Here is a 25274-nt window from a genome sequence, read left to right as displayed (position 1 = left end):
CTGCGGGGCACACCACCCCCGTGGATGTGCCCCTCCGGTGGGACGGCCGGGGCCACAGGCGAGTTCTGGCCGACTCCGAACACTCGGCCGGGCCGCTGAACCAGACCGTGGGGCGGCACGTACTGAAGGAGGGCGTTCACCTCACGGGGAGCACCCATTGCAGTGACGCTGGGTCAGGACAGTCGCACGGGAGCCGTGGATGAGGCATGCACGACGGAACGTTCAGCGGATCGCACGGTTCGCCGCAGTCGGCGGATTGGTGTGCGGGGGGCTGATGGTCTCGCATGCCGTGGCGAGCGAGACGCCGGACGATCCGAAGGCGCCGAACGCCGAGATCCTGGCCGCCCGGACCGGCCAGAAACTGGTCGCCGAGCTGGGCACGTCGCGTACGGCGGGCAGCTGGATCGACGCGAAGGGGCGCCCGGTCGTGGCGGTGACCGACGAGGAGGCCGCGGCCGACGTGCGTGGCGCTGGTGCCGTCCCCAAGGTCGTCCGCTACGCCATGAAGGATCTGCGCTCCGCCACCGACACTCTCAAGGACGCTCCCAAGGTGGCCGGCACCTCCTGGGCGATGGACTACGCCTCCAACCAGGTGGTGGTCCGCGCCGACACCACCGTTTCCTCCGACGAGTGGGACCGGCTGGCCAAGGTCGCCAAGAGCGTCGGCAAGTCCGTACGGATGGAGCGCATCGAGGGCACGTTCACCCCGCGGGTGAACGGCGCCTCGCCGCTCTTCGCGAGCGCCGGACGCTGTTCGGCGGGTTTCAACGTGACCAACGGACAGGCCAACTTCATCCTCACCGCCGGGCACTGCGGCCCGGTGGGCACGACGTGGTTCTCGGACCAGCAGGGCAGCCAGCAGGTCGGCGCGACCGTGTCCGGCTCGTTCCCGGGCGGTGACTTCTCGCTCGTGCAGTACAGCCCGGGCGTGGATCTCAGTGGCGCCGACCTCGTGGCCGTCGGCAACGGCGAGGGCATACGGATCATCGGAGCGGCCGACGCCGCCGTCGGACAGAAGGTGTTCCGCAGCGGCAGCACGACCGGTCTTCAGTCCGGTGAGGTGACCGGACTGAACGCCACCGTGAACTACCCGCAGGGCACGGTCACCGGACTCATCGAGACCACGGTGTGCGCCGAACCCGGCGACAGCGGAGGCCCGATGTTCGCCGACGGGCTGGCCATGGGCGTCACCTCGGGCGGCAACGGTGACTGCCAGAGCGGCGGTACGACGTTCTTCCAGCCGGTCACCAAGGCGCTGGACTCGCTCGGTGTGAAGCTGGTGACCGAGCCCGGTTCGGGCCAGGCGGCGCCCTCCTCAGGGAGCACGGGGAACACGGGCAGCGCCAACAACGGCGCGGGCGCGGCGGCCCCTCCCGGCACGTCCTCGACCGCTCCCGGCGGCGCGGTCCTGCCCGGGGCCGGGGGAGGATCGGTGGACACGGTGCCCGATGGGCAGACCGACAGCCTGGCCTCGGCGCTGGAGCGGGTCGCGGACTTCAGGAGCCTGGGTCCCGGACTGTTCGTGATCGCGGGCAGCCTGGTCGCACTGGTGGCCCTCCGGATCCGCTCGGAACGCGGGCGCAAGCGGTACCGCAACCAGTACTCGCAGAGCTGGGGCTGACAGTGGCCCGGCTGAGATCCGGCATCGCTGAATCCCGGCACATATACCGGTTCACATAACTGAAACAGTCGATAGTGCCCATTGTCGTCCATCGTGACCGTGGCACTGGTTCAATCGTTCGACATGACCCTCAAGGGACGCGCCCGGGAACGCGAGCAACTCGACCTGCTCGTCGGGGAGTTGCGCGAAGGACTCAGCGGTGTGGTGGTGCTGCGGGGCGACGCCGGTATCGGCAAGACCGTCCTGCTGGAGCACGCGGTGACCGAGGCCGCCGGTCTACGGGTGCTGCGGGTGGTGGGCGTGGAGGCGGAGTCGGGTTTCCCGTTCGCCGCGCTGCACCGGCTGCTCGTCCCCCTGCTGGACGGGCTCAAGGAGCCCGGCGTGCTCCCGGCGGCTCAGCACACGGCGCTGCGGGTGGCCTGCGGACTGGCCGAAGGACCACCGCCCGACGGGTTCCTGGTGGGGCACGCGACGCTCACCCTGCTCGCCGAGACCGCGAAACAGCGGCCCGTACTGTCCCTCGTCGACGACGCCCAGTGGCTCGACGAGGAGTCCCTTGGCGTACTCGCCTTCGTGGGCCGCCGGGTGCACGCGGAGGGCGTCGGCCTGCTGTTCGCCGCGCGGACCGGATTCGACGTACCCGCGGGTCTGCCCGCCGCCGTCGACGTCACCGGCCTGGAGGAGCACTTCGCGCTTGAGCTGCTGCGGGAGGCCGTGCCCGGCCAGCTCGACGCCCGGGTCGCGGCGCGGATCGTGGCAGCCACCGCCGGGAATCCCCTTGCCCTGGCCGATCTCGGGCAGGAACTCTCCGCCGACCAGCTCTCGGGCTCTCTCGCACTGCCCGAACCTCTGCCGGTGGGCGGCACGTTGGAGGCGTACTACCTGCGTCGGGTCGGTGAGTTGCCGGAGCCCACGCGGAGCTGGCTGCTGCTCCTGTCGGCCGAACCGGGCGGCGACCTCGGATACCTCACGGACGCGGCGCGGCGGCTAGGTATCGACGCCGAGGCCTGCGGACCTGCCGAGAAGGCGGGCCTCGTGGTGCTGCGCGCCACCGCCGAGTTCCGGCATCCGCTGGTGCGGTCGGCGGTGTACGGCGGTGCCACCAGTGTCGAGCGGCGTCGCGCGCATCGGGCGCTGGCCGAGGTCACCGACCGCCCGGCGGACACCGACCGGCGGGCCTGGCACCTCGCGGCGTCCGCGATCGGCCCGGACGAGACCGTCGCCGCGGAGGTGGAACGGGCGGCGGACAGGGCGGGCGCCCGGGGCGGCTACGCGGCGCGTGCCACCTTCCTGACCCGGGCCACCGAGCTGACCCCGGACGGTGACGTCCGGGCCGGGCGGCTGCTCGCGGCGGCCGAGGCCGCGCTCCGGGCCGGGGCACCGCTGCAGGCGGAGTCGCTGCTCGACTCGATCGACGTCGGGCTGCTCGGTGAGGTGGGCCGGGGCCGCGCGCTGCTGGTGCGGGCCCACGCGGTCATCCTGCTGGGTGACGCCGGTGCGTTCGCCACCGCCCCGGCGCTGTGTCTGCTGGCCGCGCGGGCCCTCGCCGAAGGGGCACCGGATCTCGCCCGGGAGGCCCTGCTGAGGGCGGTCGACCGTGCCATCACCGCGGAACACCTCATCCGGGACACGACGGTGGCCGAGATAGCTCGGGCCGTCGACGAACTGCTGCCCCGCGACGAGCCCGTACACGGCGTCGACCTCGTACTGCGCGCCTTCGCCGTCCTGGTCACCGACGGCTACGAACGCGCGGTGCCCCACATGCGGAGGGCACACGCGATGCTGGTGGACCCGCGGACCTCGGACGAGTCGGTGCTGTCGGCCTATCTGCCCACCGTCACGCTCTCGATGATGCTGTGGGACGAACAGGCTCAGAGCGCGGTCATGGAGCGGGCCGCGGACGTGGCCCGCAGGACGGGCGCCCTGCTGCAACTGGACAGCGCCCTGTACTGCTCGGTGATGCACGAGACCATCCTCGGCCAGTTGGCGACGGCCGACGACATGCATGCCCAGGGAAACCTGATCCGCACGGCGATCGGGGCCACCGACGACATGTGGGAGCTCTACCGGCATCCCGAACTGGTCGCCTGGCACGCCGAGTCCGAGAACCTCGACGCCGTGCTGCGCGGATCGATGGAGGCCGGTACCTGGCTGGGCAACGGCGCGGTCGAGTCCATCGCCCGCATCGGCATGGTGATCGTGGCTCTCGGCAGCGGTGACTACGCCCGGGCCCGCGCGATCACCCACGAGCTGATCGAGCACGACCTGTTCGCGTACCACTCCCGGCTGCTCCCCGGGCTGGTCGAGGCCTCCATCCGCTGCGGCGACCGCGTCCTCGCCACGGCGACGCTGCGCACCCTCAAGTCCAGGGCGACGGCGACCGGCACTCCCTGGGCCCTGGGCCTGCTGGCACGCTCGCGGGCCCTGCTCGCCCCCGACGCCGACGCCGAGCCGCTGTACCGCGAGGCGATCGGCCTGCTGTCGAAGACGCGGGCCCGTTCCGATCTCGCCGTCGCCCATCTGCTGTACGGCGAGTGGCTGCGCCGCCGCAAGCGCCGCAAGGACGCCCGTGAGCAACTGCGTACGGCCGTCGCGATGTTCGACGCCATGCGTGCGATGGGCTACGCCGCCCGCGCCGCCCAGGAACTCGCAGCCACCGGAGAGCACCCCCACCGCGGTCCGGCCGGAACGACCGGCGCGCTGACCCCGCAGGAGCTCACGATCGCCCGTCTCGCCAGGTCGGGCGCGACCAACGCCGAGATCGCCGCCCAGCTGTTCATCAGCGCGAGCACCGTCGACTACCACCTCAGGAAGATCTTCCGGAAGCTCGACGTCACGTCCCGGCGACAGCTCGCCCGCACCCCGGACCTCTGACCGGGGTCACGACTACGCGCTCCACGTGGTTCGAGGACGGCCCGCCCCGCCGGACGATCGGGCGGTCGGAACGAATCCACAGACGGGAGCACCCCCCATGCCGTACGTGACCGCCTCCGACGGCGCACAGATCCACTACAAGGACTGGGGCCAGGGCCGCCCGGTCGTGCTCAGCCACGGGTGGCCCCTGAGCGCGGACAGCTGGGAGGCGCAACAGCTGTTCCTCGCCTCCAACGGCTTCCGCGCCATCGCCCACGACCGCCGTGGCCACGGCCGCTCCACCCAGACCTGGCTCGGCAACGAGATGAACACGTACGCCGACGACCTGGCCACGCTCGTCGACACGCTCGATCTGCGGGACGCGACGCTCGTCGGGTTCTCCACCGGCGGCGGCGAGGTGGCCCGTTACGTCGGCCGGCACGGCACCGCCCGGCTCGCCCAGCTGGTGCTCGTCTCCGCCGTACCGCCGTTCATGCTGAAGACCGACGACAACCCGGGCGGGGTGCCGGGCGAGGTGTTCGACGCGATCCGCGCCGGCTCGATCGCCGACCGCTCACAGCTCTACCGCGACCTGGCCGACGGCCCGTTCTTCGGCGGCAACCGGCCCGGCGCCAGTCCTTCCCAGGGCACCCGCGACGCGTTCTGGCTCCAGGGGCTCCAGTCCGGGCACCGGAACGCGTACGAGTGCATCGCGGCCTTCTCCGCCACCGACTTCCGTGCCGACCTGGACGCCTTCGACGTGCCCACGCTCGTCATCCACGGCGACGACGACCAGGTCGTGCCCTTCGAGGTGGGCGGCAAGGCCTCGGCGGCGCGGATCAAGAACGCCTCGCTCAAGGTCTATCCGGGCGCGCCGCACGGCATCACCGACACCCACAAGGAACAACTCAACGCCGACCTGCTGGAGTTCCTCAATTCCTGAGGCACCTCGCAGGCACCCGTGAAGCACTCCTGAGGAACCTGCGACGCGCACTCCTGAGGCACCTCCGACGAACCGGTGAGGCGCCTCGGCGCACTCCCGAAGCTCCGTCCGCATGCCCCGCCACCGACATGCCCCGACCCAGAAGGAGCTCATCACATGACGTCCGACCGTCACCCCCGCCGCCGCGTCCTCGGCGGCCTGCTCGCGGCCGGCACCGGCGCACTCGGCCTCGGCGGCGCGCTGCCCTCCGCGTCGGCAGCCGACGCCAGACCCTCGGCGGGCGGTGCCAAGCCGACCGTCGTCCTCGTCCACGGCGTGTTCGCCGACGCGTCCGGCTGGTACAAGACCATGGCCGGACTGCAGGACGCCGGTTTCCCGGTCATCGCCGTCGCGAACCCGCTGCGCACCCTGGCCGGCGACTCCGCGTACGTCTCCAGCATCGTCGACACGATCCCCGGCCCGGTCATCCTGGTCGGCCACTCCTACGGCGGCGAGGTCGTCACCAACGCCGGGCGCGGCCACACGAACGTCAAGGCGCTGGTGTACGTGGCCGCGTTCGCCCCCGACGAGGGCGAGAGCGCGCTGCAGCTGGCCGAGCAGTTTCCCGGCAGTGAGCTGCCCGGCGCCCTGGTGACCCGCCCGTTCCCGCTGCCCACCGACGCGGCTCCCGGCGATCCCGGCCTCGACGGCTATATCGACCCGGCCAAGTTCCGCGAGGTGTTCGCAGGCGATCTGCCGCGCTCCGAGACACGGCTGATGGCAGCCGCCCAACGCCCGGGCAGCGTCGGCGGTCTGGCGGGCCCGAGTGGCGTACCGGCCTGGAAGTCGCTGCCGTCCTGGTACGTGATCCCGACCGCCGACAAGGTCATCCCGCCGGCCGTGCAGCGCTTCATGGCGCAGCGGGCGGGGAGCAGGGTCGTCGAGGTCAAGGGCGCCTCGCATGTCGTGATGATGTCCCGCCCGGCCGTCGTCGTCCGCCAGATCCTGGCCGCCCACCACGCCACCCGTTGACCTCCCGGAAGGAAAACCCATGAGCAAGCCGGACACCGTCGTCCTGATCCACGGTTTCTGGGTCACGCCCCGCAGCTGGGAACACTGGATCGCCCGCTACGAGAAGCAGGGCTACCGCGTGATCGCGCCCGCCTATCCCGGGTTCGAGGTGGAGGTCGAGTCCCTCAACGCCGACCCGGCGCCGATCGAGGCGATCACCGCGCCCCGGATCGTCGAGAGCCTCGCCACCGTGATCCGCGCACTCGACAGGCCGCCCGTCCCGATCGGCCACTCCGCGGGCGGGGCCTTCACCCAGGTCCTGCTCGACCACGGCTTCGGCGCGGCGGGCGTGGCCATCAACTCCGCACCCACAGAAGGCGTGCGGGTGATCCCGCCGAGCCAGGTGAGGTCCACGTTCCCCGTGCTCAAGAACCCCGCCAACCACCACAAGGCGGTCGGCCTCACCTTCGAGCAGTGGCACTACGCGTTCACCAACACGTTCCCCGAGGAGGAGTCCCGGGCGCTGTACGAGCGGTACGCGATCCCCGCCTCGGGCCGCATCCTGTGGAACAGCGTGCTGGCCAACCTCCAGCCCGGCCACCAGGACATCTGGGTCAACTACCACAACGACGACCGCGCCCCGCTGCTGTTCCTCTCCGGCGAGGAGGACCATCTGATGCCACCGAAGGTCCAGCAGTCCAACGCCAAGCACTACAAGTCGAAGACCGTCACCGAGGTCAAGGTGTATCCAGGGCAGCCGCACCTCATGCCGGCCTCGCCCGGCTGGGAGGAGATCGCCGACCACGCCCTGTCCTGGGCCGTGGAGCACGCCAAGTAGGGCAGGCAGCACGCCCGGGGCGACCGCAGGGGCCGCCCCGGGCCACCCGGAAGAAGCCGAAGAGCAGGGATCACCGCATGCCCTGGGAGGGGGTCACCGCATGACCGAGGTCCGTGTCACGCACATCGGCGGTCCGACCACGCTGATCGAGGCCGACGGCTGGCGGCTGCTGACCGACCCGACGTTCGATCCGCCGGGCGACCGCTACGCGTTCGGCTGGGGCACCTCCTCCCGCAAGCTGACGGGCCCCGCCCTCGCCGTCACTGACCTGCCGCCGATCGACGCTGTGCTGCTGACCCACGACCACCACGGCGACAACCTGGACACGGCGGGGCGTGCCCTGCTGCCGGGCGTCGGCACGGTACTCACCACGCTGTCCGGGGCAGGTCGGCTCGGGGGCAACGCGCGGGGGCTGGCGGCCTGGACGAGCACCCGGCTGGAGGCGCCCGGACGCCCGACGATCGACGTCACGGCGACGCCGGCCCGCCACGGACCGCCACTGTCCCGCCCGGTCACCGGGGACGTCATCGGCTTCGCACTCCGCTGGGAGAGCCAGCGGCACGGCGTGCTGTGGATCTCCGGCGACACGGTCCTGTACGACGGCGTACGGGAGGTGGCCCGCCGTCTGGACGTGGGGACAGCCCTGCTGCATCTGGGCAGCGTCCGCTTTCCGCTGACGGGCCCGGTCCGCTACACGATGAACGCGGCGCAGGCCGTCAGCCTGTGCGGCGAACTCCGGCCGCACACGGTCCTGCCCGTGCACTACGAGGGCTGGGGCCACTTCCAGGAGGGCCGGGCCGCCATCGAGGCGGAACTCGCCGACGCTCCGGCCGACATCCGTGACCGCTTCCGCTGGCTGCCCACCGGAAAGGGAGCCGACGTCACCGTGTGACGGAACGGTTTACTGGGGGCATGACGCGCCCCAGCCCCAACAGCCACAGCCCGAACCCCGATAACGCCCCTGTCATCGTCAGCTCCCCCGGCTCCTTCGCCCGGAGCGTGCTGGACGAGCGGCACCCTGCTCTCATCGAGCGCGTACGGCGGGCCACTCCGTATCCGCCCGAGCAGCAGCGCGCGCTGGACTCCCTCCTGGAGGAGATCACCAAGGGGGTCATCGAGCGGCTCGACGACGGCGAGCCCGGCGCCGAGCGGTGGCGGGACGAGCCCTACTACGGGCAGCGCTGGCCGGACGTGCCGTTCCTGTGGGCGGAGAGCTTCTTCTACCGCAAACTCCTGGCCGCCCTGCGGCACTTCACACCGGGCCCCTGGCAGGGCATCGACCCCTTCGCCCCTTTCAAGAACGCCGAACTCACGAGCGCCAAGGTCGACGAGGAGCTCGCCGCGCTGGACCGCCTGCCCGAACTCCCGTCGGAGGAACGGGACCGCACACTCCTGCTCTCCTCCCTCTGGGGCAACCGGGCCGATCTCGGCTTCCAACTGTCCGCGGGCGCCGGTGGGTTGGGCGAGCGCGTGACGGGCCTCGTCGTCGACGACTCCCCCGCGCTCCTGGAAGCCCTTGAGGCCGGCGAGCCCGGAAAGGTCTGTCTGGTCGCCGACAACGCCGGTCCCGAGCTGCTTCCCGACCTCGTCCTCGCCGACCATCTCCTGACCACCCGGCGGGCGGCCGGCGTCGTCCTGCACCTCAAGCCGTACCCGTACTACGTCTCCGACGCGACCACCACCGACACCCTGGCCTCTCTCGACCGGATGACCGGGGCGTCCGGACACGCGGCGGAGATCGGCGAGCGGCTGCGGCAGGCTGTCAGCGGTGGTCGGCTGATCCTGCGCACCCACCCGTTCTCGTGCGCGCCCCATCCCTACGAGCGGATGCCGGCCGACCTCCGGGAGGACTTCGCGTCCGCCACGCTCACCGTGCTGAAGGGCGACCTCAACTACCGTCGTCTCGTGGGCGATCGCCACTGGCCAGCCACGACACCGTTCGCCGAGGCCACCGCGTACTTCCCGGGTCCGGTGGCCGCGCTGCGGACGCTCAAGTCGGACGTCGTGACCGGACTCGCAGCGACGACGCTGGAGGAGCTGGACGCGGGCGAGGAGGCGTGGCGCACGAGCGGGACGCACGCCCTGATCCAGTTCGGCGCGCCTTGATCCAGTTGGGCGCGCGCTGATCCAGTGCCGCGCGTGCGCGTTCCGGTTGTGAGGACTGCGTTGTTTGTCCCCTCATGGGGCGGTGGTGCCGCTAGCGTGCGCTGGTCACCGTTCGCGTGAATGTGCATGACATGCACAGGGGGGAAGTCAGCTATGGGGAACAAGCGTGTGCTGAGACATCCGGCACGGCTGCTCGTCGCGTTGCTCGCCGGGTTCGCTCTGGTCCTGACCGGCACGGGCGCCGCCCATGCCACGACCACCGTGGAGATCCCGGCGGGCACCGAGGGCGGTGTCTCGGCGACCGTGAAGTTCTACGGGACCGTGGTGCCGCAGCCCTACAACCCGGATCCGACCGCCTACTTCGGCGACCGCAAGTGCCAGTTGATCTACCACGACTACGACCCGACGGCGGGCTGCGGGGGCTTCAAGCTCGGCGTCGTCCTGCACAACGTCCGCAACCAGCCCGGCTATCTGGCCGGCCTGAACAGCACCGGGAACTACTTCCAGGCGCACGCCGACACCGCCCGTACCTTCGGATGCCTCCGTCCCGACGGTAGCTTCGACCACGGCACGAGCTTCGTCGTCCGCACCGAGCAGCAGCGCCTCGGCTCGACGTACTACGAGCCGGACAGCAACTGGATCCTGTACGCGCACCGGAACTACGAGGGCGAGTTCGGCCCGCACTTCTTCGTCAACTTCCCTCCCGTCGAGGTGAATTGCCCGTCAGGCATGACAGCGACCCAGTACGGGCTGAAGGTCAGCAACGTCAACATCAGCATTGACGACGCGAACGTCTTCGGTACGACGACATGGAGTACGCCGGGGCCGTTCTACGGGTGACCCGCCGTGCTTCTGGCGCCCGGGCCCACGGCGGGGTCCGGGCGCCTTTCCCCTGCCGAGGCAGGGAGTCCGGCCGCAAGTAGCGCGCCGAGTACGGCGACCGCGGCGAGGACGACCAGTGCGGTACCCCTCGCGGAGGCGCCGGCCGGTGCGAGCGTCGTGGCCACGGCCACCCCGAGGGCCGGGCCGATGTTCATCGCGGTCTGCTGGAGTCCGCCGGAGACGCCCGCCGACCGCACGGACGCCTCCCGTACGACGACCGCGGTCGCGGTGACCATCACGGGGACGAAGCCGGCCCCCAGCAGAAGGAAACAGCCGCCGATCGCCAGGGAGCCCGACGTCTGGTCGAGCCGGGACATCAGAAACGCGGCAAGGGCCACAACAGCCATGCCCGCCACGGTCGTTCGGCGCGGACCGCACCGGCGCAGCAGTACGGCCGAGACCGGTGCGCCGACCACCATGGCCACCGCGAGCGGCAGCGCGTGCAGGCTGCCGTGGAGGGGGTCCAGGCCGAGTACGTCCTGGAGGTAGTACGTACTGAGGAACAACGTGCCGAACAGCACCGCCGACGCGGTGAGCAGGACACCGAGTGCCGAGGTGATCGCGGTCGAACGGAACACGTCGGGCGGCACCAGCGGCCCTGCCGTACGCCGTTCGTGGCGGACGAAGGCGGCGCACGCGGCAGCGGTGCAGAGGAGTCCGAGCGCGCTCGCGGCCGTCCAGCCGGTGTCCGGCAGACCGACCAGGGTGTGGACCAGGCACACCAGCGTCACCCCCAGCAGGCACGCGCCCGGCAGGTCGAGGCGCACGTCCGAGGCCTCCCTCGGCACCCGCGCCACCAGGACGAGCACCACCGCCGCGAGCGCCGGGACGAGCCCCAGGAAGAAGACCGACCGCCAGCCGAAGTGGGTCGCCAGCGCCCCGCCGACCAACGGGCCGAGCGCGGCGGCGGCCCCGATGGCGCTGGTGCGCACGGCTATCGGCATCCCGAGGCGGTCGGGCGGATACGCGGCGCGCAGCATTCCCAGGGTCGCCGGTTGCAGCAGCGCGCCGAAGACCCCCTGTACGACACGCAGTCCGATGACCCAGCCCACGTCCGGTGCCAGGCCGATCGCCGCCGAGGTGACGGCGAAGCCCAGCATTCCGAGGGCGAAGACCCGTCGGTGTCCGTACCGGTCACCGAGCCGTCCGGAGAAGACGAGCAGGCTCGCGACGGCGATGAGATAGCCGGTGCTCGTCCACTGCATCTGGACGAACGAGGCGTCGAGGTCACTCCGCAGGCTGGGCTGCGCGACGGTCAGCGCGGTCCCGTCGAGGGCGACGAGCGCGGCCCCCGTGATGCCCGCGGTGAGCGTGAGGCGCTGGTCGCGCGCCGAGTTCACCGGGCCTCCGGTCCGAGGTGGGCGTCCAGCGCGGCCCGTACGAGGGGTTCGACGCCGTTGGCCCCTGTCGCGAGCTGGAGACTGCCCCAGCCCCACAGTTGGGCGATGCCGTGCAGGTTGGCCCAGAGCGCGCCCGCCACGTCCGGTGCCCGCACATCGGGGCGTACTCGACTCACCAGGTCCACAAGGGAGTTGAACAGCGGCAGGCTGGTCTCGCGCAGACCCAGGCTGTTGCTCTCCAGCAGGTCGTGCCGGAACATCAACTCGTACATACCGCGGTGGGACAGCGCGAAGTCGACGTAGATCCGGGCCAGCGCGGCGAGTTGGGCACGCGGGCTCGCCTCGACGCCGCCCGATTCTTCACCGCCTGCCGGTTCTTCACCGTCCGCCGGCCCCTTGCCGCCGCGCAGCTCCCCGGCGACCTCGGCCCCCAGCTCGGCGAAGCCCTCGCGTGCGATCGCGGAGAGCAGTTCGAGGTGGGTCGGGAAGTAGCGGCGCGGGGCGCCGTGCGAGACACCCGCCCTGCGGGCGATCTCCCGCAGGGTCAGCGCCTGCGCTCCCTCATGGGTCACCAGATCCACGCCCACGGACACCAATCGGGCTCGAAGTCCCGCCTCCTGTTCGGTCATAGACACTGTCTACCAGTCGCGAGTAGACAGTGTCTACCGGCGGCTCATGGGAACTGCCTGCCCACTGCTGGAGGCACGTTCTCCGCCGAGCGGCGGTGCGCGGCCGACCGATCCTCGGGGTCCGCGAACCGCCGTCGCGCGCACCGCATACCATCACCGTGATGAGCAGCAGGACGCACCGGCGACCGCACCGCGTCACGCGGGACGCGGTGCTGCGCCCTGCCCTCGCCGTGCTGCTCGCGGCGCTGGTGATGTGTCTGGGGTACGTGCCCTCGCACGGCCGGGCGGCTCCGGTCGCCGACCCCGTCGTCACCGTCTCCGTCGCCCAGGAGCGGCTGGGCTCCCCCGCCGAGCACGACCGGTGCTGCGGCCTGCCCACCCGGGAGGCGCGGGCCGTACTGCCCGCGGGTGCGCAGCCCCTGCCCGCGGTGCTGCCGCGTATGCCGGTCGCGGCCCGCCCGGTCGTGGCCTCGCACATTCCCGTCCTGCCGCCCGCGCGTGGCGCTCCCGATCTCCATGTCCTCCAGGTGCAGCGGATCTAGACCGACGTCCAGACCACAGACGTCCGTCCGACCCCTCACCCACCGCCGCCCGAAGGAACCGGCGCGGCGGGGACAAGGAACGCATTCCCATGAGCAGGACCAGCAAGAAGTCGGCCGCCGCGGCGCGCAAGGCGCGCGTCGAGGAGCTGCGGCGGGCGGAGAAGGCCCGCGAGCGCAGAAACCGCGTCCTCACGATCACGATCTGCACGGCCATCGTCGCCGGTCTTGTCGTCTTCGGCGCCTACGGCATCAACAAGGCGAACGACAAGGACGAGCAGCAGCAGGCGGCCGTGAAGAAGCCCGTGAAGGGCGAGAAGTCCTGGAACGCGAAGAAGCTGACGCAGAACCATGTCGCGAAGGCCGTGTCCTACCCGATGAACCCGCCGGTCGGCGGCGACCACAACCAGGCGTGGATGACCTGTGACGGCACGGTCTACACGAAGGCGATACCGAACGAGAACGCGGTGCACTCGCTGGAGCACGGCGCGGTCTGGGTGACGTACAACGACAAGGCCGCCGACGCCGATGTGAAGACGCTCGCCGACAAGGTCGCCAAGACCCCGTACACGCTGATGAGTCCGGTGAAGGACCAGGCCGGGGCCATCATGCTGTCGGCCTGGGGCAAGCAGCTGACCGTGGACAAGGCGTCCGATCCGCGGGTCCAGCAGTTCCTCACGAAGTACGTGCAGGGCGCGCAGACCCCGGAGCCGGGGGCCGCGTGCACGAACGGGATCGACGCGTCCTGACGAGCCGGCGCCGGGCTCTTCCGAGGGCCCGGCGTCACGCCGTACCTCCGTCTCTGGCAGGCTCACCCCAGGCGCATCGTTCCGATCCCGAGCAGGACGCCCCCGACAGGGCGTCCTCGGCAGGAGGCGTGAGATGGAGACGCTCGACTCGCAGGATCCGCTCGCCGTCGCGGTGACCGAGGCCATCCGCGGCGGTGACCTGGCCACGCTCCGGCAGTGCCTCGCCGAACACCCCGGCCTCGCCGACACACGGATCGTGCGGCGCGGCGCCGGAGCCGGGACGCTCAGTCTGCTGCACGTCGCCGCGGACTGGCCCGGCCACTACCCGAACGGTCCCGCCGTCGTCGCCGCCCTCGTGGCGGCGGGCGCCGACCCGGGCGCCCGCTTCGAGGGCGCCCATTCGGAGACCCCGCTGCACTGGGCGGCCAGCAGCAACGACGTGCCCGTACTGGACGCCCTCGTCGAGGCCGGCGCCGACATCGAGGCCACCGGTGCCGTGATCGGCGGCGGCACTCCGCTCGCCGACGCCCGCGGCTTCGGCCAGTGGCGGGCCGCGCACCGGCTGGTCGAACTGGGTGCGTGCACGACGCTCATGGACTCGGCGACGCTCGGTCTGCTCGACCGGGTGAAGGAGGTCGTCGAGAGCCCCGAACCGCCGGGCCGGTCCGCCGTCACCCGCGCGTTCTGGGGTGCCTGCCACGGCGGTCAACTGGCCGCCGCCGAGTACCTGTTGACGCAGGGAGCCGATCTCGACTGGGTCGGCTACGACAACAAGACCCCCCTCGACATCGCGCGGACGACCGACGCGGACGGGGTCGTGCAGTGGCTGCGGGAGCACGGCGCGAAGGGCCGCGCCGAGCTGACCTGACCGCATCCACGGGACTCATCCACGGGATCCGGGCCCGGCGCCCGCGCCTACGCCTACGCCTGCTTCGGCCGGACGGGCGGGTGCGCTCGGGCCGCCGCGTCGCCCGCCTCCCCAGCCCTGGCCCGGGCCCTGGCCCGCCATCTGCCCGCGCCAGCGCCCTCGTCCGCGGCGCCCGGGGACAGCAGCCGGGTCAGTACGAGCATGGTCTCCAAGTGGCGTTCGGGGTCCGGGCAGTTGCCTTCGGTGAGCTGGGTGATCTGGCGCAGGCGGTAGCGGACCGTCTGTTCGTGGACGTGCAGGCGTTCCGCCGTGAGGACTGCGTTGTCGCCGCAGCGCAGGTACACCAGCAGGGTTTCGAGGAGCGGTTCGCGGCGGCGGGGCGGGAGTTGGAGGAGCGGCCCGAGGAGCTCGGCCGCGGCGGCTTCGAGGAGGTCCCCCGACCGGAACGCGGTGAGGACGGCCACGTGATCGACGCAGCGCAGCGGTGTGCCTGCGGGCAGAGTCCCGCTTTCGACGAGGTCCAGGCCGCGCCGCGCCCATCGCAGGGACACCGCGCCCCGGTCCGCGGGCACCACGGGTCCGAGGGCCGCCCCTTTTGTCTTCGGAAGCCAACGCGGGCCCGGTGTACGGGGGTTGGGCAGGATGAGATAGGGCGCGGCGGGGCTGCGGTCGGCGAGCACCTCGGGCGGCAGGACGTGTGTCTGCGGATGGTCGCCCGGCGGCAGGGCGAGGACGGCGAGCGTGCCGGGCAGCCGCCAGTCGGCCGCCGCCGCCAGCTCGGCGAGCGGCCGGTCCCGGTCGTCGGGCTCGGCGATCAGGGCGTCCCGCAGCCGGTCCCGCTGTACGTCGAGCGGGGCGCGGTGGCTCTCCTCGGCGTAGCCGCGTGTCGCCGCCGCGATGGCCGTCCCGATCAGGGTGAAGGTGTCCTCGGTGAGCGTCGCCAGCAGGGGCGCGGGCCAGTGGAGGCGGTACGCGTCCTTGATGAGCCGGCGGCACGCCACCCGTCCAGCCAGGTCCAGGGCGTCCCGCAGTGCGTCGAGGGGGCAGCCCAGGCGGCCGTGCCGAGCGCCGATGCGCTCGTACAGGGCGATGATCTCGGCGGTGGCGGCCGGGCCGTGCCGGCCGGTGTCGTGGATCGAGATGAAGCAGTTGACCGTGCGGTCGATGATCTGGCGCACCGAGTAGCCGTATGTGCCGTCGACGATGTGCGTGTAGTGCGGCAGGCCGGTGCGGACGGCCTCCTCCATCTCGTCGACGGCGGCCGGCATGTGCAGCAGCAGCGTCCGCCGCATCTCGCCCGGTAGCGGCGCGGCGTACTGAGGGTGCGGGTCCTTCGTGCGCGCGGCTCGTACGTGCGTGTTGGTGCGCGCGGCCCGTTCGTGCGTGGGGGTCAAGGGGCCTCCCGTGGATTCCCGTGGGGCTGGGCAGCCTGCGGGACCGGTGTGACGTACGCCAGATTCCGCGCGCGGACCGGCGGCGAAAGTGTCACCCGGCTTACACTCCGGACCACGACGACTCACTGTCCCGTGCTAGGCCCTGTCGCCAACTCCCGTCGTCCGCCCGGAGGGCGGGCCCTTCGGCGGTATGGGGGTCCCCCTGGTCGAGCGAAGTCGAGAGCCGGCACAGGCGCGCTCTCGGCGTGCCAGGCGCGAGCGCGCACGGCGTCGCACGGTTGGGGCACCTCCCCGCCGCAGGCTGGTGGAGGGAGTTCGACTACAGGGCCAAGCAAGGGAGTTGGACGTGTCAGCTGTCGATCCGCTCTTATCCAGGCGCCCGTGGCACGACCTGCCCCCGGCGCTCGCCCCGCTCCTCCGGGCCAGACTTCCGGAGCTCACCACGGAGATGGTGCAGGCCATCCGCAGGGAGGTGCGCGGCTACCGGCAGCCGATCGGCTCCGCCGTCGCCCATGACCTCGCCGAGGCGGTCCGGCTGGCCGCGACGCAGTTCACGGAGCTGGTGGAGGAGCCGGACGCGCCGCAGCAGCACTACGTGCCGCGTTTCAAGCGGCTGGGCAGACTGGAGTATCTGAGCGGACGCGGCATGGACGGGCTGCAGGCCGCGTACCGGATCGGCGCCCGGGTGGCGTGCCGCCGCTATATGGACGTGGCCCGGGAGGCCGCGTTCTCCGGCGAGATCGCCGTCCCGCTGAGCGAGGCCGTGCTCACGCACATCCACGCGATGGCCGAGGGGTCGGTGGCGGGCTTCGAGGAGGCGCGGGCCGGGGCGGCCGACGAGATGCTGCGCACCCGGCGGCTGCTCGCCGCACGGCTGTTGGAGCGCAACCGGGATCCGCTCGCGGAACCGCTGCCCGACCTCGCCCGCAGGGCCGCCTGGCCGCTCCCTGAGCGGGTGCGGTGCGCGGTGCTCCCCGCCTCCGCCGATCTGACCGCGGTCCACGAGGACGTACTGCGGGTGAGCCGGGGCGGTGAGCTGCATCTGGTGGCGCCGGACGACAGCCTGCTGACCGTTCTGGAGGGGACGGAGGTGGCGGTGGGCCCGAGCGTGCTGCTCAACGAGGCCTGGGTCTCGCTGCACTGCGCCCGGCTGGGGCGGCGCCTGGGCCGGCTCAGGGCCGAGGACCATCTCGCGGAGCTGCACCTCCTGCACGGCTCGCCGATCGGAACTCTCCTGACGGACCAGGTACTTGAGCCGTTGCGCACCCTGCCGCCGGGCAAGGCGGAGCGGCTCACGGACACGCTCGACGCGCTGCTCACCTCCGGCGGGCGGACGGCCCCTGAGGTCGCCGCCGCGTTGGGCATCCATCCGCAGACCGCCCGCAACCGGCTGCGCCAACTCGCCGCGCTGTACGGCGACAGGCTCGACGACCCGGCGTTCCGGTTCGATGTGCAGCTCGCGCTGCGCAGCAGGTCAGTGCGCCGCTCCTTGCTGCCCTGACAAACTTCCGTACGGAATTCAGCAGTTGAGCCAGAAGCGGTACTGACTTTCGGTCAGCATGCTCTGGCCGCATGAGACATGCCAGCACCCGCGCAGCGAAACGCCTAGGCCTTCTCTCCGGCGCCGCCGCACTGGCGGTGAGCCTGAGCCTCCTTCCCCAGGAGGCTCAGGCCGGGCCCGGAGACTTCCAGCGGGGTCCCGCCCCCACCGAACAGTCCATCACCGCCGAGCGCGGTCCCTTCGCCACGGCCCAGACCACCGTCGACGGTCCGACCTTCAAGTCGGGCACCGCCTACTACCCCACCGACACCAGCCAGGGCACGTTCGGAGCCGTCGTCGTCAGCCCCGGCTTCGTGACACCTGAGGCGCTGATCAGCTGGTACGGCCCCCGCCTCGCGTCGCAGGGCTTCGTCGTCCTGACACTGGAGACCAACTCGGGGTTCGACCAGCCCGACGACCGCGCCACGCAGATGCTCAACGCGCTGGACTACCTAGTCCAGTCCAGCTCCGTGCGCACCCGCATCGACCCCAACCGCCTTGCGGTGATGGGTCATTCGATGGGCGGGGGCGGCTCGCTCAAGGCGTCCGAGTCGCGCCCCTCGCTCAAGGCGGCCGTGCCGCTCATGCCGTGGAGCAACGACAAGACCTGGCAGACCGACCGGGTACCGACGATGATCATCGGCGCCGAGAACGACGCCATCGCCTCGCCCGCCTCGCACGCGGAGGTGTTCTACAACAGCCTCACCGCCGCGCCGGAGAAGGCGTACCTGGAGCTCCGGGGCGCCGACCACAACGTGGCGCTCGGCTCCAACGTGACGATCGCGAAGTACAGCATCGCCTGGCTGAAGCGGTTCGTCGACGAGGACGTGCGGTACGAGCAGTTCCTCTGCCCGGCCCCCGCGCCCAACACGCAGATCAGCGAATACCGGAACACCTGCCCCACGGGATAGCCCCCGCCCGAGGGGGCGGCCGCGCGGTCCGTACGCGGACCGCGCGGCCCACATACGCTCGCCGAGGTCCCGGCGGACCTCGGCGAGTACCCGTGTGCACGCAGGCGGGCACGGTGTTCGCGCACATCACCCACGACTACCGGGCGAAGTCATGTTGCGCAGATTCTTGACCACCGCCGCAATCATGCCTAGCTTCACTGTGCCCGCCCCGTCACAGGAAGCCCGCTGTGCACATGTCGCGCCAACGGCCGTAAGGGCAGGCCCAGTTGTGCCGTCATGCCCCCCACCGCCGAAGGGATCCTCTCGTGAATCGCCGACTCCTCCTCTCGGTCGCCGTCCTGTTGATGGCGACCGCGGCCCCGGCCCATCCAGCCACCGCAGAGGACGTCCACGTCGAGGGCACACTCGCCTCCGGCGCGACGTACGTCATGGACGTCCCCGCCGGCTGGAACGGCACGGTGCTCCTGTTCAGCCACGGCTTCCGCCCGCCGGGCGCGCCCAACCCGGCCCAGAACGTCACCGACCCCGCCACCCGCGCGCTCCTCCTCAAGGACGGCTACGCGCTGGTCGGTTCCTCGTACGCCACCACGGGCTGGGCGGTGGAGCACGCGGTACCGGACCAGTTGGCGACGCTCGACGCGTTCACCGAGCGGTTCGGGGCGGCCCGGCGGACCCTCGCCTGGGGCCAGTCGTACGGCGGGTTCGTGACCACGAGGATCGCCGAGCGGCACAGCGACCGGATCGACGGATCGCTGTCCGTCTGCGGGCTGGTCCACGGCGGGGTCGCCAACTGGAACAACACGCTCGACCCGGTCTTCGCCCTCAAGACCCTCCTGGCGCCCGACGCGTCGATACCGCTGGCCGGATTCCAGGACCAGGCGTCCGCCACGACCGCCGCCGCCACCCTGGCCGGCGTCGTCACGCAGGCCCAGACCTCCGCGGACGGCCGTGCCCGGATCGCTCTCGCGGCGGCCCTGCACAACATCCCCGGCTGGAACGACCCCTCCCAGCCCCGCCCCGCTCCCGACGGCTGGAACGCCCAGCAGGCCAACCAGTACACGGCCGTCCGGGGCCTCCTCGCGACCGCGGCGTTCAGCTGGCGCCAGGACACGGAGGTGCTGGCGGGCGGCAACTCGTCCTGGAACACGGGCGTCGACTACGCGAAGCTGCTGCGCACGTCCTCGGCGTACAAGGAGGTCAAGGGCCTCTACAAGGCGGCCGGGCGCTCCCTGAAGGCCGACCTCAGGGCGCTCAACACCGCCCCGCGCGTCAAGGCCGACAAGAACGCGGTCGACTGGATGAGCCGGACCAGCACCTTCACCGGCCGGCTGACGAAGCCTCAGCTCACCATCCACACCACCGGCGACGCCCTCGTCCCCGTACAGACCGAGAGCGCCTACCTGCGCGCCGCCACGGCCGCCGGTTCGCGCCCGCTGCTGCGCCAGGCGTACGTCGACAACGCCGGTCACTGCACGTTCAGCCCCGCCGAACAGGTCGCCGCCCTGGACACGCTGGAGCACCGGGTCGACACGGGCCGATGGGGCGACACGGGCGCCGACTCCCTCAACTCACGTGCGGCGCAGGCCGATCCGACGACTCCGGCCCGCTACACGGCGTACCGCCCCACCCCCTACCTGCGCCCCTACGACCTGGCCCATCCGGGCGACGCGTACCGGCCCTGACCCGTCCCGCCCGGCGTGGGAACGGTCCGGCCGTCGGCGCTTCCCGCATCCTCTCCTCGACGCGTGCGTCCACATTCGACCGCATGCGACCACATCTGAGCGCACGCGACCGATGTACGTCCGGCCGTTGGCGCCCCGGAGCCGGAGGAGGAGTCGATGCCGTCCCACCCCACGCCTCGCAGGACGACCCTGGTGCTGACCGCGGCGGCGGTACTGGCCGCCGCGGGCTGGACCGCCGTGGGCCAGCCCGCGGGAGCCGCACACCGGACCCTGGCACCGGAGCCGCCCCCGCCTGCCATGCTCTGCGCCCCCGCGGGCACCCTGAAGGGCGAGGGCGGGCAGCGGGCCTCCGTCAGTCTGTGCGCGAGCGGCGGGGGCGTCGGTACGTCCCTGTCGGCTCCGGCCACCTGCGGGCGGGCCGGATCCTCCGTCCGGTACACCTGCCGGACGTCCGGCACCTGGACCCTGCGGCGCGACGGCAGGACCGTGGCCACCGGCCCGCTTCCGGGCGGCAGGGAGAGCCCCGGTCCGGGCACGTACGAGGTCAGCGGCACGGTCCACGTCCGCTCGTCGCCCGCCGGCGTCGACCTGCGGGGCACGGTCCGCGCCACCCTGACCCTCACCGAGCCGAAGCCCGTCGCCACCCATCGCATCGAGGCCGACCGGGACGCACTGCGGCCGAACACGACCACGACGGTGACGTACACCGTCTCCCGCGACAGCGACGAGGGGGACGGAAGCGCCCGCTTCGGGCTCATCGGCGAGGAGGCCTCGGGCGTGGAGCTGACGACGGCCGACCCGCGCTGCGTCAATCCGCTCGTCGGCCGCTATCCGTCGAGCGCCCGCAGCATGTATGCCCTGGACTGCGCCCTCACCGACCTCCAGCCGGGCAGGCCCTCCACGGTCGTCGTCCACGCCCGGCTCGCGGATGCCTGCACGACGGTCGTGTCCAAGCTGGGGTACTGGATGCCCCGGGGCCAGAGCCTCTACACCGGAGGCATGCTGGCCGGCCCGACGGTCACCTGCTCGCCGTCAACTCCTCGCGGGCACTGACCACTTGACGCGACAAACGCCACGGGGCCGGCCCCCAAGAGGGGACCGGCCCGTTGCGGCGGCGAGGCAGCCCTCGCCGCCGTGCGCGATCGCGGTGTGACGGTGTCAGGACTGCGGCGGCCGGTCCTGGTCCGGGTTCGAACCGAACTGGTCCTTGAGCCTGTCCTGGGCGCTGTCGACCTGACCGCTGTACTTGCTCTGGGTCTTGTCGTCGACGAAGTCTCCGGCCTTGTCGACACCCTTGTTCGCCTGGTCCGGGTGGCCCTTCAGCATGCCCTTGAGCTTGTCCATAACGGACATGAGACATCCTCCTGATCAGTTCACCCCCACGCATCAAGGGTCACCGCAGGTGGCGGATTCCGCATCCGGGCGGGAAAACCGCCGGTCAGAGGGCAGGTCCTAGGCCTCGGTACGGCACTCCGGGTGGCCCCATCCGTCGGGGTTCTTCGCGATGGTCTCGCCCGCGGCGTACGAGCGGCCGCAGCGGCAGCGGCCGGGGAACTTGGCCTTGAGCGTGCGCGAGGACGACGACGAGGAAGAGGTGGGGGAGGACGCGGCACGCTTGCGCGCAGGCGCCGCGCTCTTGGCCGTCTTCTTGGCCGCGGGCGACTTCGGCGGTTCCGGAGAGCCGTGCTCGCTGCCCGCCGGTTCCTGGACGATGGCCGCCTGGCTCGCGGCGCGGTCCGCGAAGTCGTTGAGCGGGTCGCCGTCGACCTGGTGCGCGGGCACGTACCGGAACTCGACCGAGCGACCGTCGAGCAGTTCGTCGATCCGTACGACGAGTTCCTGGTTGGCCACCGGCTTGCCCGCCGCCGTCTTCCAGCCCTTGCGCTTCCAGCCCGGGAGCCAGGTCGTGACGGCCTTCATGGCGTACTGGGAGTCCATCCGGACCTCCAGCGGCACATCCGGGGCCACGAACGTCAACAGCCGCTCCAGCGCGGTCAGTTCGGCGACGTTGTTGGTCGCCGTGCCGAGCGGTCCTGCCTCCCACTCGGTAGGAGTCGTGCCCGTCCCGTCGCCGATGACCCAGGCCCAGCCGGCGGGGCCCGGGTTTCCCTTCGATGCACCGTCGCATGCGGCGATTACGCGTTCAGCCATGGGCTCGATCATGCCAGGGGCCGGGGTCCCTCCGTGACGGTGGGTGGTGGGGTGCGGGTTCGTCGTGGCTGGTCGCGCCCACGCGGCCGAGCCGCACAATGTCACGCCCCGCACCCCTGGAAGTCGGGGGCTCGACCCTGCGCAACAGTGGACCGTGGCGAGTACGGCGCAGCGCACCCCGGAAAACCGTCCGGACCGCGGGCCTCTGACCACGCGCAACTGTCCGCCGGACCCCCCTTCCTGTGAGTTATGTTGAACCTGAGTGGGACACGAAGGAGGCGCACCGGTGCCATCGCCGCAGCAGGCCCGCGCGCAGGCGTCTGCGATCAGCTCGGGGAAACCGGTCCCGGAGGCGGAGGCCGCTCCCACCACACGGCTGCGGGCGCTGTTCGACGGCCCCCGGCTCTCTCCAGGACAGCGCCGCATCGCCCAGTACCTGATCGAGCACATCACCGAGGCCGCGTTCCTGTCGATCACTGATCTCGCGGAGCGGGTGGGCGTCAGCCAGCCCTCGGTGACCCGCTTCGCGACGGCGGTGGGCTTCAGCGGCTATCCCGCGCTGCGCGAGCGCCTCCAGTCGATCGCGCTCAGCAAGCTCGCCAGCACGCCCGAGGCCGCCGAGGAGGCGGAGGCGGCCCGGCCGAACGAGCTGCAGGCGGCCGTCGACGCCGAGATCGACAACCTGGAGAACCTGCGCCGCGACTTCGCGGACCCCGAGCAGGTCATCGAGACCGGCCGAGCGCTGTCGCAGTCGACGCCGCTCACCATCCTCGGGCTGCGGATCTCCGGTTCGCTGGCCGAATACTTCGCATACGCCGCCCGTCGTATCCACCCGGACGTCAGGCTGGTGACGCGGGGCGGCAGTGTCGCCTACGACGCCCTGCTCCAGTCGCGCGAGGCGGGCGGCACGTGGGTGCTGGCCTTCACCATGCCCCGGCACGCGCACGAGACGCTGATGGCCATGCGGGTCGCCCGGCGGGCCGGGCTGAGTGTGGCCCTGGTCACCGACCTGGGGCTGGGGCCACTGGCCGACGAGGCCGACGTCGTCTTCGCCACCGGCACCGGATCACGCCTCGTCTTCGACTCGTACGCGGCGCCCGTCGTGCTGTCCGCGGCCCTGCTCCAGGCCATGACCGACGCCGATCCCGAGCGCACACAGGCCCGCCTGGAGGACTACGAACAGGTCGCGGACGAGCACACCTTCTTCGTCAAGGACTGACCTCTCCGACATGTGATGACCGGCGTCCGCAAGGGGCGATTCAGCCGTACCTCCACATGAATTTTTACATACCCTTGCGTACCAGACGGTATATATGAATACTTCTCGCTGATCGGGATCCGGTGGGGTCCTGGTCAGCCCGGGAACGGCGCTCCCTTCTCGCATCGGCCCCGGGTGCATTGAACGGGCACCGCTCGCGCACGCCCGTGGCGGCCCCGGTCCATCCCCTAGGCCGGGGCCGCCAAGAACCACCCTCACCACCCGCCGGCCACCTCGGAAGCGATGTCCATGTCCCTGACGTACTCCCCCATCAGCACGGATTGGCCGTGTCAGGTCAAGACGCCCGGCAACCGGGACTGGGAACGGTCGGCCGCCAAGTGGCTGCGCGACCTGGTGCCCTCCCGCTACGCCAGCTATCCGCTGCTGATCCGTCAGCCCGTGCTGCTCGCTCGTCACGCGCAGATCCAGCTCCAGCAGGAGATCCGGGTCGTGCGCACCGCGCTGCACAGCGCCCGGGCCGAGCTGCCCGCCCTGGGCATGCCGGAGACCGTCATCGAGAACACGATCAAGCTGTACGCGGCCGAGCTCACGCAGCTGAACCACATCGCCCGGGGTGTACGCGTCGTCTCCCAGGCCCTGGTGGAGAGCCACAGCACACGCCAAGGCCACTGAGCCGCCCACCCGCGGACCCGGCGCGTTCGCGACCGCGGACGCTCGCTACTCTGCCGGGATGCGTGATGGGGGAAGCGGGAGTGACGGTGGCGTTGACAGTGGCGCTGGTGGTGGCGTTGATGGTCTCGGCGAGGAGACGTCCGTCGGACCTCAGGGCCGATTCGGATCGTTGACGAGGCGCCTCTCGTTGCGGGGGCAACCGCGGAAGCGCCGCTGGGCCGTCGTGGGCGGAGCCGTGGTCGTTCTCGCGGCCGGGGTCTCCCTTCCGCTCGCGCTCGCCGACTCCGGGCACGAGAAGCCCTGTTGGCGGCTTCCCGCCTCGAAGCGGGCGCTCGCCGACGACGCGACGGCCGCCACGAGGGCCCTGGACCCCGGCGAGGACCTCGAACGGCTCGGCTCGGTCAGGAAGCTGCTGGCACACGACAAGGTGTGCGACGACGGCGCCCGCGTACTCGGCGAGATCGTGAACGCGGCCACCCGCGCGAAGAGTTCGGGTACCCCGCACACCCTGGCGCAGGCACGCGGCGCCTACGCGGTGGCCGCGGTCTTCCATCGCGCGGAGATCCCCGACGGTCTCGCCCCGGGCGTGGCGCGGATGCTGGCCGAGTACGTGGTGGACTCGGGGCGCGACGACTCGATCAGCGACGACGACGCGAACCGCCCGGCGGTGCCCGCCGAGGAGGCCCAGCTCGACCCGGACGGCTACTCCCGGTACGGGCGCTTCCTGGCCCCGGGCGAGGCGCACGTGGTCTTCGAGCACAGCGACAGCTACGCGGACGCCGACGCGAACATCGAGTACCTCGTCGCGGAACTCGCCAAGGATCCGGAGGCGTTCGCGATCCTCTACGACGCCGAGCGCGCCCACTTCGCGTACTACCTGGAGCGGCTGACCGACTCGGGGGGCGACCCCGACTTCCGCCCCCCGACCGACAAGCGCTTCGAGTCGACCCCGCAGGACTGGCCCGACAACGACATCCAGGACATGTCCGGCCACATCGGCAACCTCATGAAGTACCGCGCCGCGTACGCCAGGAACGGGACGATCCCCGACCTCGCCGCCTTCGACAAGGCGGTGCGCGAGCACACGCGCGGCACGTTCCGCCCCGCGTCCCGGCAGCTCGACGACCGCCCGCCGATGGGAGACATCGCGGACCGCAAGGCCGCCGGTCCGGTGCGCGGCGACCTCATGGACGGCCGCCACCAGCTGTTCACGGTCCTCGAAGGATGGGCCGAGGAACGGAACGTGTCCGCCGAACGCACCGCCGCGATACGGCAGTTGGTGGACGACTGGTACGTACGGGCGCTGTGGATGACGATCTACTAGCGCACTACTGGCGGGTCGAGCCG

The 25274-nt window shown here is 71.6% G+C and carries 23 protein-coding genes; 18 read left to right on the top strand and 5 right to left on the bottom strand.

Features of this window, described 5'->3' with window-relative positions; all coding sequences use genetic code 11:
• Nucleotides 1-199 precede the first annotated feature (199 nt).
• The 8 genes from ACN20J_RS44495 to ACN20J_RS44460 all read left to right on the top strand — a co-directional run bounded on the left by ACN20J_RS44495 (nucleotide 200) and on the right by ACN20J_RS44460 (nucleotide 10191).
• Nucleotides 200-1621 (top strand): S1 family peptidase, encoded by a 1422-nt coding sequence (locus ACN20J_RS44495; RefSeq protein WP_189842782.1) that lies wholly within the window; start codon nucleotides 200-202, stop codon nucleotides 1619-1621.
• A gap of 99 nt (nucleotides 1622-1720) precedes the next feature.
• On the top strand, nucleotides 1721-4495 hold the full coding sequence (locus tag ACN20J_RS44490; RefSeq protein WP_419668235.1) for an AAA family ATPase: 2775 nt from the start codon (nucleotides 1721-1723) through the stop codon (nucleotides 4493-4495).
• A gap of 97 nt (nucleotides 4496-4592) precedes the next feature.
• Nucleotides 4593-5417 (top strand): alpha/beta fold hydrolase, encoded by an 825-nt coding sequence (locus tag ACN20J_RS44485; RefSeq protein ID WP_189842784.1) that lies wholly within the window; start codon nucleotides 4593-4595, stop codon nucleotides 5415-5417.
• A 156-nt stretch (nucleotides 5418-5573) separates the two neighbouring features.
• Nucleotides 5574-6428: an alpha/beta fold hydrolase gene (locus tag ACN20J_RS44480; protein WP_419668234.1), complete on the top strand. Its 855-nt coding sequence runs from the start codon at nucleotides 5574-5576 to the stop codon at nucleotides 6426-6428.
• A gap of 19 nt (nucleotides 6429-6447) precedes the next feature.
• Entirely contained in the window at nucleotides 6448-7245 is a 798-nt protein-coding gene (locus tag ACN20J_RS44475) for an alpha/beta hydrolase (RefSeq protein ID WP_419668233.1), read from the top strand.
• A gap of 100 nt (nucleotides 7246-7345) precedes the next feature.
• Nucleotides 7346-8137 carry an MBL fold metallo-hydrolase gene (locus ACN20J_RS44470; protein ID WP_419668232.1) on the top strand — a complete coding sequence of 264 codons (792 nt, stop codon included), beginning with the start codon at nucleotides 7346-7348 and terminating at the stop codon, nucleotides 8135-8137.
• 20 nt (nucleotides 8138-8157) lie between these two features.
• Nucleotides 8158-9351, top strand: a complete 1194-nt coding sequence (locus tag ACN20J_RS44465) for a damage-control phosphatase ARMT1 family protein (protein WP_419668231.1) — start codon at nucleotides 8158-8160, stop codon at nucleotides 9349-9351.
• A gap of 153 nt (nucleotides 9352-9504) precedes the next feature.
• Nucleotides 9505-10191: a hypothetical protein gene (locus ACN20J_RS44460; RefSeq protein ID WP_190232495.1), complete on the top strand. Its 687-nt coding sequence runs from the start codon at nucleotides 9505-9507 to the stop codon at nucleotides 10189-10191.
• Here the strand turns inward: ACN20J_RS44460 and ACN20J_RS44455 are convergent.
• Together ACN20J_RS44455 and ACN20J_RS44450 are read right to left on the bottom strand one after the other, a co-directional pair.
• Nucleotides 10182-11573, bottom strand: a complete 1392-nt coding sequence (locus ACN20J_RS44455; RefSeq protein ID WP_419668230.1) for an MFS transporter — start codon at nucleotides 11571-11573, stop codon at nucleotides 10182-10184. The genes ACN20J_RS44460 and ACN20J_RS44455 overlap by 10 nt on opposite strands.
• Nucleotides 11570-12202, bottom strand: a complete 633-nt coding sequence (locus ACN20J_RS44450) for a TetR/AcrR family transcriptional regulator (RefSeq protein ID WP_419668229.1) — start codon at nucleotides 12200-12202, stop codon at nucleotides 11570-11572. The genes ACN20J_RS44455 and ACN20J_RS44450 overlap by 4 nt, the downstream gene beginning before the upstream one ends.
• Before the next feature lie 161 nt (nucleotides 12203-12363).
• On the opposite strand from ACN20J_RS44450, the gene ACN20J_RS44445 reads away from it, so the two are divergent.
• The 3 genes from ACN20J_RS44445 to ACN20J_RS44435 all read left to right on the top strand — a co-directional run bounded on the left by ACN20J_RS44445 (nucleotide 12364) and on the right by ACN20J_RS44435 (nucleotide 14358).
• A complete protein-coding gene (locus ACN20J_RS44445; protein ID WP_189842792.1) occupies nucleotides 12364-12744 on the top strand; it encodes a hypothetical protein in 381 nt (126 codons plus the stop codon).
• A gap of 89 nt (nucleotides 12745-12833) precedes the next feature.
• On the top strand, nucleotides 12834-13490 hold the full coding sequence (locus ACN20J_RS44440; protein ID WP_189842793.1) for a DUF3105 domain-containing protein: 657 nt from the start codon (nucleotides 12834-12836) through the stop codon (nucleotides 13488-13490).
• 133 nt (nucleotides 13491-13623) lie between these two features.
• Nucleotides 13624-14358, top strand: coding sequence for an ankyrin repeat domain-containing protein (locus tag ACN20J_RS44435; protein ID WP_190232492.1), 735 nt, complete (start codon nucleotides 13624-13626; stop codon nucleotides 14356-14358).
• Between the two features lie 53 nt (nucleotides 14359-14411).
• Here the strand turns inward: ACN20J_RS44435 and ACN20J_RS44430 are convergent, their stop codons facing one another.
• Nucleotides 14412-15752, bottom strand: coding sequence for a helix-turn-helix domain-containing protein (locus ACN20J_RS44430; protein ID WP_190232491.1), 1341 nt, complete (start codon nucleotides 15750-15752; stop codon nucleotides 14412-14414).
• 346 nt (nucleotides 15753-16098) lie between these two features.
• Between ACN20J_RS44430 and ACN20J_RS44425 the strand changes: the two genes are divergently transcribed.
• The 4 genes from ACN20J_RS44425 (at nucleotide 16099) to ACN20J_RS44410 (ending at nucleotide 20938) form a co-directional block, all read left to right on the top strand.
• On the top strand, nucleotides 16099-17253 hold the full coding sequence (locus tag ACN20J_RS44425) for a helix-turn-helix domain-containing protein (RefSeq protein ID WP_419668228.1): 1155 nt from the start codon (nucleotides 16099-16101) through the stop codon (nucleotides 17251-17253).
• Between the two features lie 71 nt (nucleotides 17254-17324).
• Nucleotides 17325-18203, top strand: coding sequence for a dienelactone hydrolase family protein (locus tag ACN20J_RS44420; RefSeq protein WP_189842797.1), 879 nt, complete (start codon nucleotides 17325-17327; stop codon nucleotides 18201-18203).
• A 344-nt stretch (nucleotides 18204-18547) separates the two neighbouring features.
• Nucleotides 18548-19885, top strand: a complete 1338-nt coding sequence (locus tag ACN20J_RS44415; RefSeq protein WP_419669067.1) for an alpha/beta hydrolase family protein — start codon at nucleotides 18548-18550, stop codon at nucleotides 19883-19885.
• Between the two features lie 156 nt (nucleotides 19886-20041).
• Entirely contained in the window at nucleotides 20042-20938 is an 897-nt protein-coding gene (locus ACN20J_RS44410) for a hypothetical protein (RefSeq protein ID WP_419668227.1), read from the top strand.
• A 105-nt stretch (nucleotides 20939-21043) separates the two neighbouring features.
• Here ACN20J_RS44410 and ACN20J_RS44405 read toward each other — a convergent pair whose 3' ends face one another.
• Together ACN20J_RS44405 and ACN20J_RS44400 are read right to left on the bottom strand one after the other, a co-directional pair.
• Nucleotides 21044-21238 carry an antitoxin gene (locus ACN20J_RS44405; RefSeq protein ID WP_189842798.1) on the bottom strand — a complete coding sequence of 65 codons (195 nt, stop codon included), beginning with the start codon at nucleotides 21236-21238 and terminating at the stop codon, nucleotides 21044-21046.
• A 99-nt stretch (nucleotides 21239-21337) separates the two neighbouring features.
• Nucleotides 21338-22048 (bottom strand): ribonuclease H family protein, encoded by a 711-nt coding sequence (locus ACN20J_RS44400; RefSeq protein WP_361989808.1) that lies wholly within the window; start codon nucleotides 22046-22048, stop codon nucleotides 21338-21340.
• Nucleotides 22049-22322: 274 nt separating this feature from the next.
• On the opposite strand from ACN20J_RS44400, the gene ACN20J_RS44395 reads away from it, so the two are divergent.
• The 3 genes from ACN20J_RS44395 to ACN20J_RS44385 all read left to right on the top strand — a co-directional run bounded on the left by ACN20J_RS44395 (nucleotide 22323) and on the right by ACN20J_RS44385 (nucleotide 25251).
• Complete coding sequence (locus ACN20J_RS44395) at nucleotides 22323-23255, top strand: MurR/RpiR family transcriptional regulator (protein ID WP_189842800.1); 933 nt, start codon at nucleotides 22323-22325, stop codon at nucleotides 23253-23255.
• 282 nt (nucleotides 23256-23537) lie between these two features.
• Nucleotides 23538-23927, top strand: a complete 390-nt coding sequence (locus ACN20J_RS44390; RefSeq protein ID WP_189842801.1) for a hypothetical protein — start codon at nucleotides 23538-23540, stop codon at nucleotides 23925-23927.
• A gap of 187 nt (nucleotides 23928-24114) precedes the next feature.
• A complete protein-coding gene (locus tag ACN20J_RS44385; protein WP_419668226.1) occupies nucleotides 24115-25251 on the top strand; it encodes a hypothetical protein in 1137 nt (378 codons plus the stop codon).
• Nucleotides 25252-25274 lie beyond the last annotated feature (23 nt).

The sequence above is a fragment of the Streptomyces sp. 2-1 genome (assembly GCF_048564895.1).
GTDB classification, from domain to species: Bacteria; Actinomycetota; Actinomycetes; order Streptomycetales; family Streptomycetaceae; genus Streptomyces; species Streptomyces phaeochromogenes.
This window is presented reverse-complemented; position numbering and strand designations above follow the sequence as displayed.

Coding starts and splice junctions, on each gene's coding strand:
- ACN20J_RS44495 (WP_189842782.1), top strand. CDS start 200: ATGAGGCATGCACGACGGAACGTTCAGCGGATCGCACGGTTCGCCGCA.
- ACN20J_RS44485 (WP_189842784.1), top strand. CDS start 4,593: ATGCCGTACGTGACCGCCTCCGACGGCGCACAGATCCACTACAAGGAC.
- ACN20J_RS44480 (WP_419668234.1), top strand. CDS start 5,574: ATGACGTCCGACCGTCACCCCCGCCGCCGCGTCCTCGGCGGCCTGCTC.
- ACN20J_RS44475 (WP_419668233.1), top strand. CDS start 6,448: ATGAGCAAGCCGGACACCGTCGTCCTGATCCACGGTTTCTGGGTCACG.
- ACN20J_RS44470 (WP_419668232.1), top strand. CDS start 7,346: ATGACCGAGGTCCGTGTCACGCACATCGGCGGTCCGACCACGCTGATC.
- ACN20J_RS44465 (WP_419668231.1), top strand. CDS start 8,158: ATGACGCGCCCCAGCCCCAACAGCCACAGCCCGAACCCCGATAACGCC.
- ACN20J_RS44460 (WP_190232495.1), top strand. CDS start 9,505: ATGGGGAACAAGCGTGTGCTGAGACATCCGGCACGGCTGCTCGTCGCG.
- ACN20J_RS44450 (WP_419668229.1), bottom strand. CDS start 12,202: ATGACCGAACAGGAGGCGGGACTTCGAGCCCGATTGGTGTCCGTGGGC.
- ACN20J_RS44445 (WP_189842792.1), top strand. CDS start 12,364: ATGAGCAGCAGGACGCACCGGCGACCGCACCGCGTCACGCGGGACGCG.
- ACN20J_RS44440 (WP_189842793.1), top strand. CDS start 12,834: ATGAGCAGGACCAGCAAGAAGTCGGCCGCCGCGGCGCGCAAGGCGCGC.
- ACN20J_RS44435 (WP_190232492.1), top strand. CDS start 13,624: ATGGAGACGCTCGACTCGCAGGATCCGCTCGCCGTCGCGGTGACCGAG.
- ACN20J_RS44420 (WP_189842797.1), top strand. CDS start 17,325: ATGAGACATGCCAGCACCCGCGCAGCGAAACGCCTAGGCCTTCTCTCC.
- ACN20J_RS44415 (WP_419669067.1), top strand. CDS start 18,548: ATGGCGACCGCGGCCCCGGCCCATCCAGCCACCGCAGAGGACGTCCAC.
- ACN20J_RS44410 (WP_419668227.1), top strand. CDS start 20,042: ATGCCGTCCCACCCCACGCCTCGCAGGACGACCCTGGTGCTGACCGCG.
- ACN20J_RS44405 (WP_189842798.1), bottom strand. CDS start 21,238: ATGTCCGTTATGGACAAGCTCAAGGGCATGCTGAAGGGCCACCCGGAC.
- ACN20J_RS44400 (WP_361989808.1), bottom strand. CDS start 22,048: ATGATCGAGCCCATGGCTGAACGCGTAATCGCCGCATGCGACGGTGCA.
- ACN20J_RS44390 (WP_189842801.1), top strand. CDS start 23,538: ATGTCCATGTCCCTGACGTACTCCCCCATCAGCACGGATTGGCCGTGT.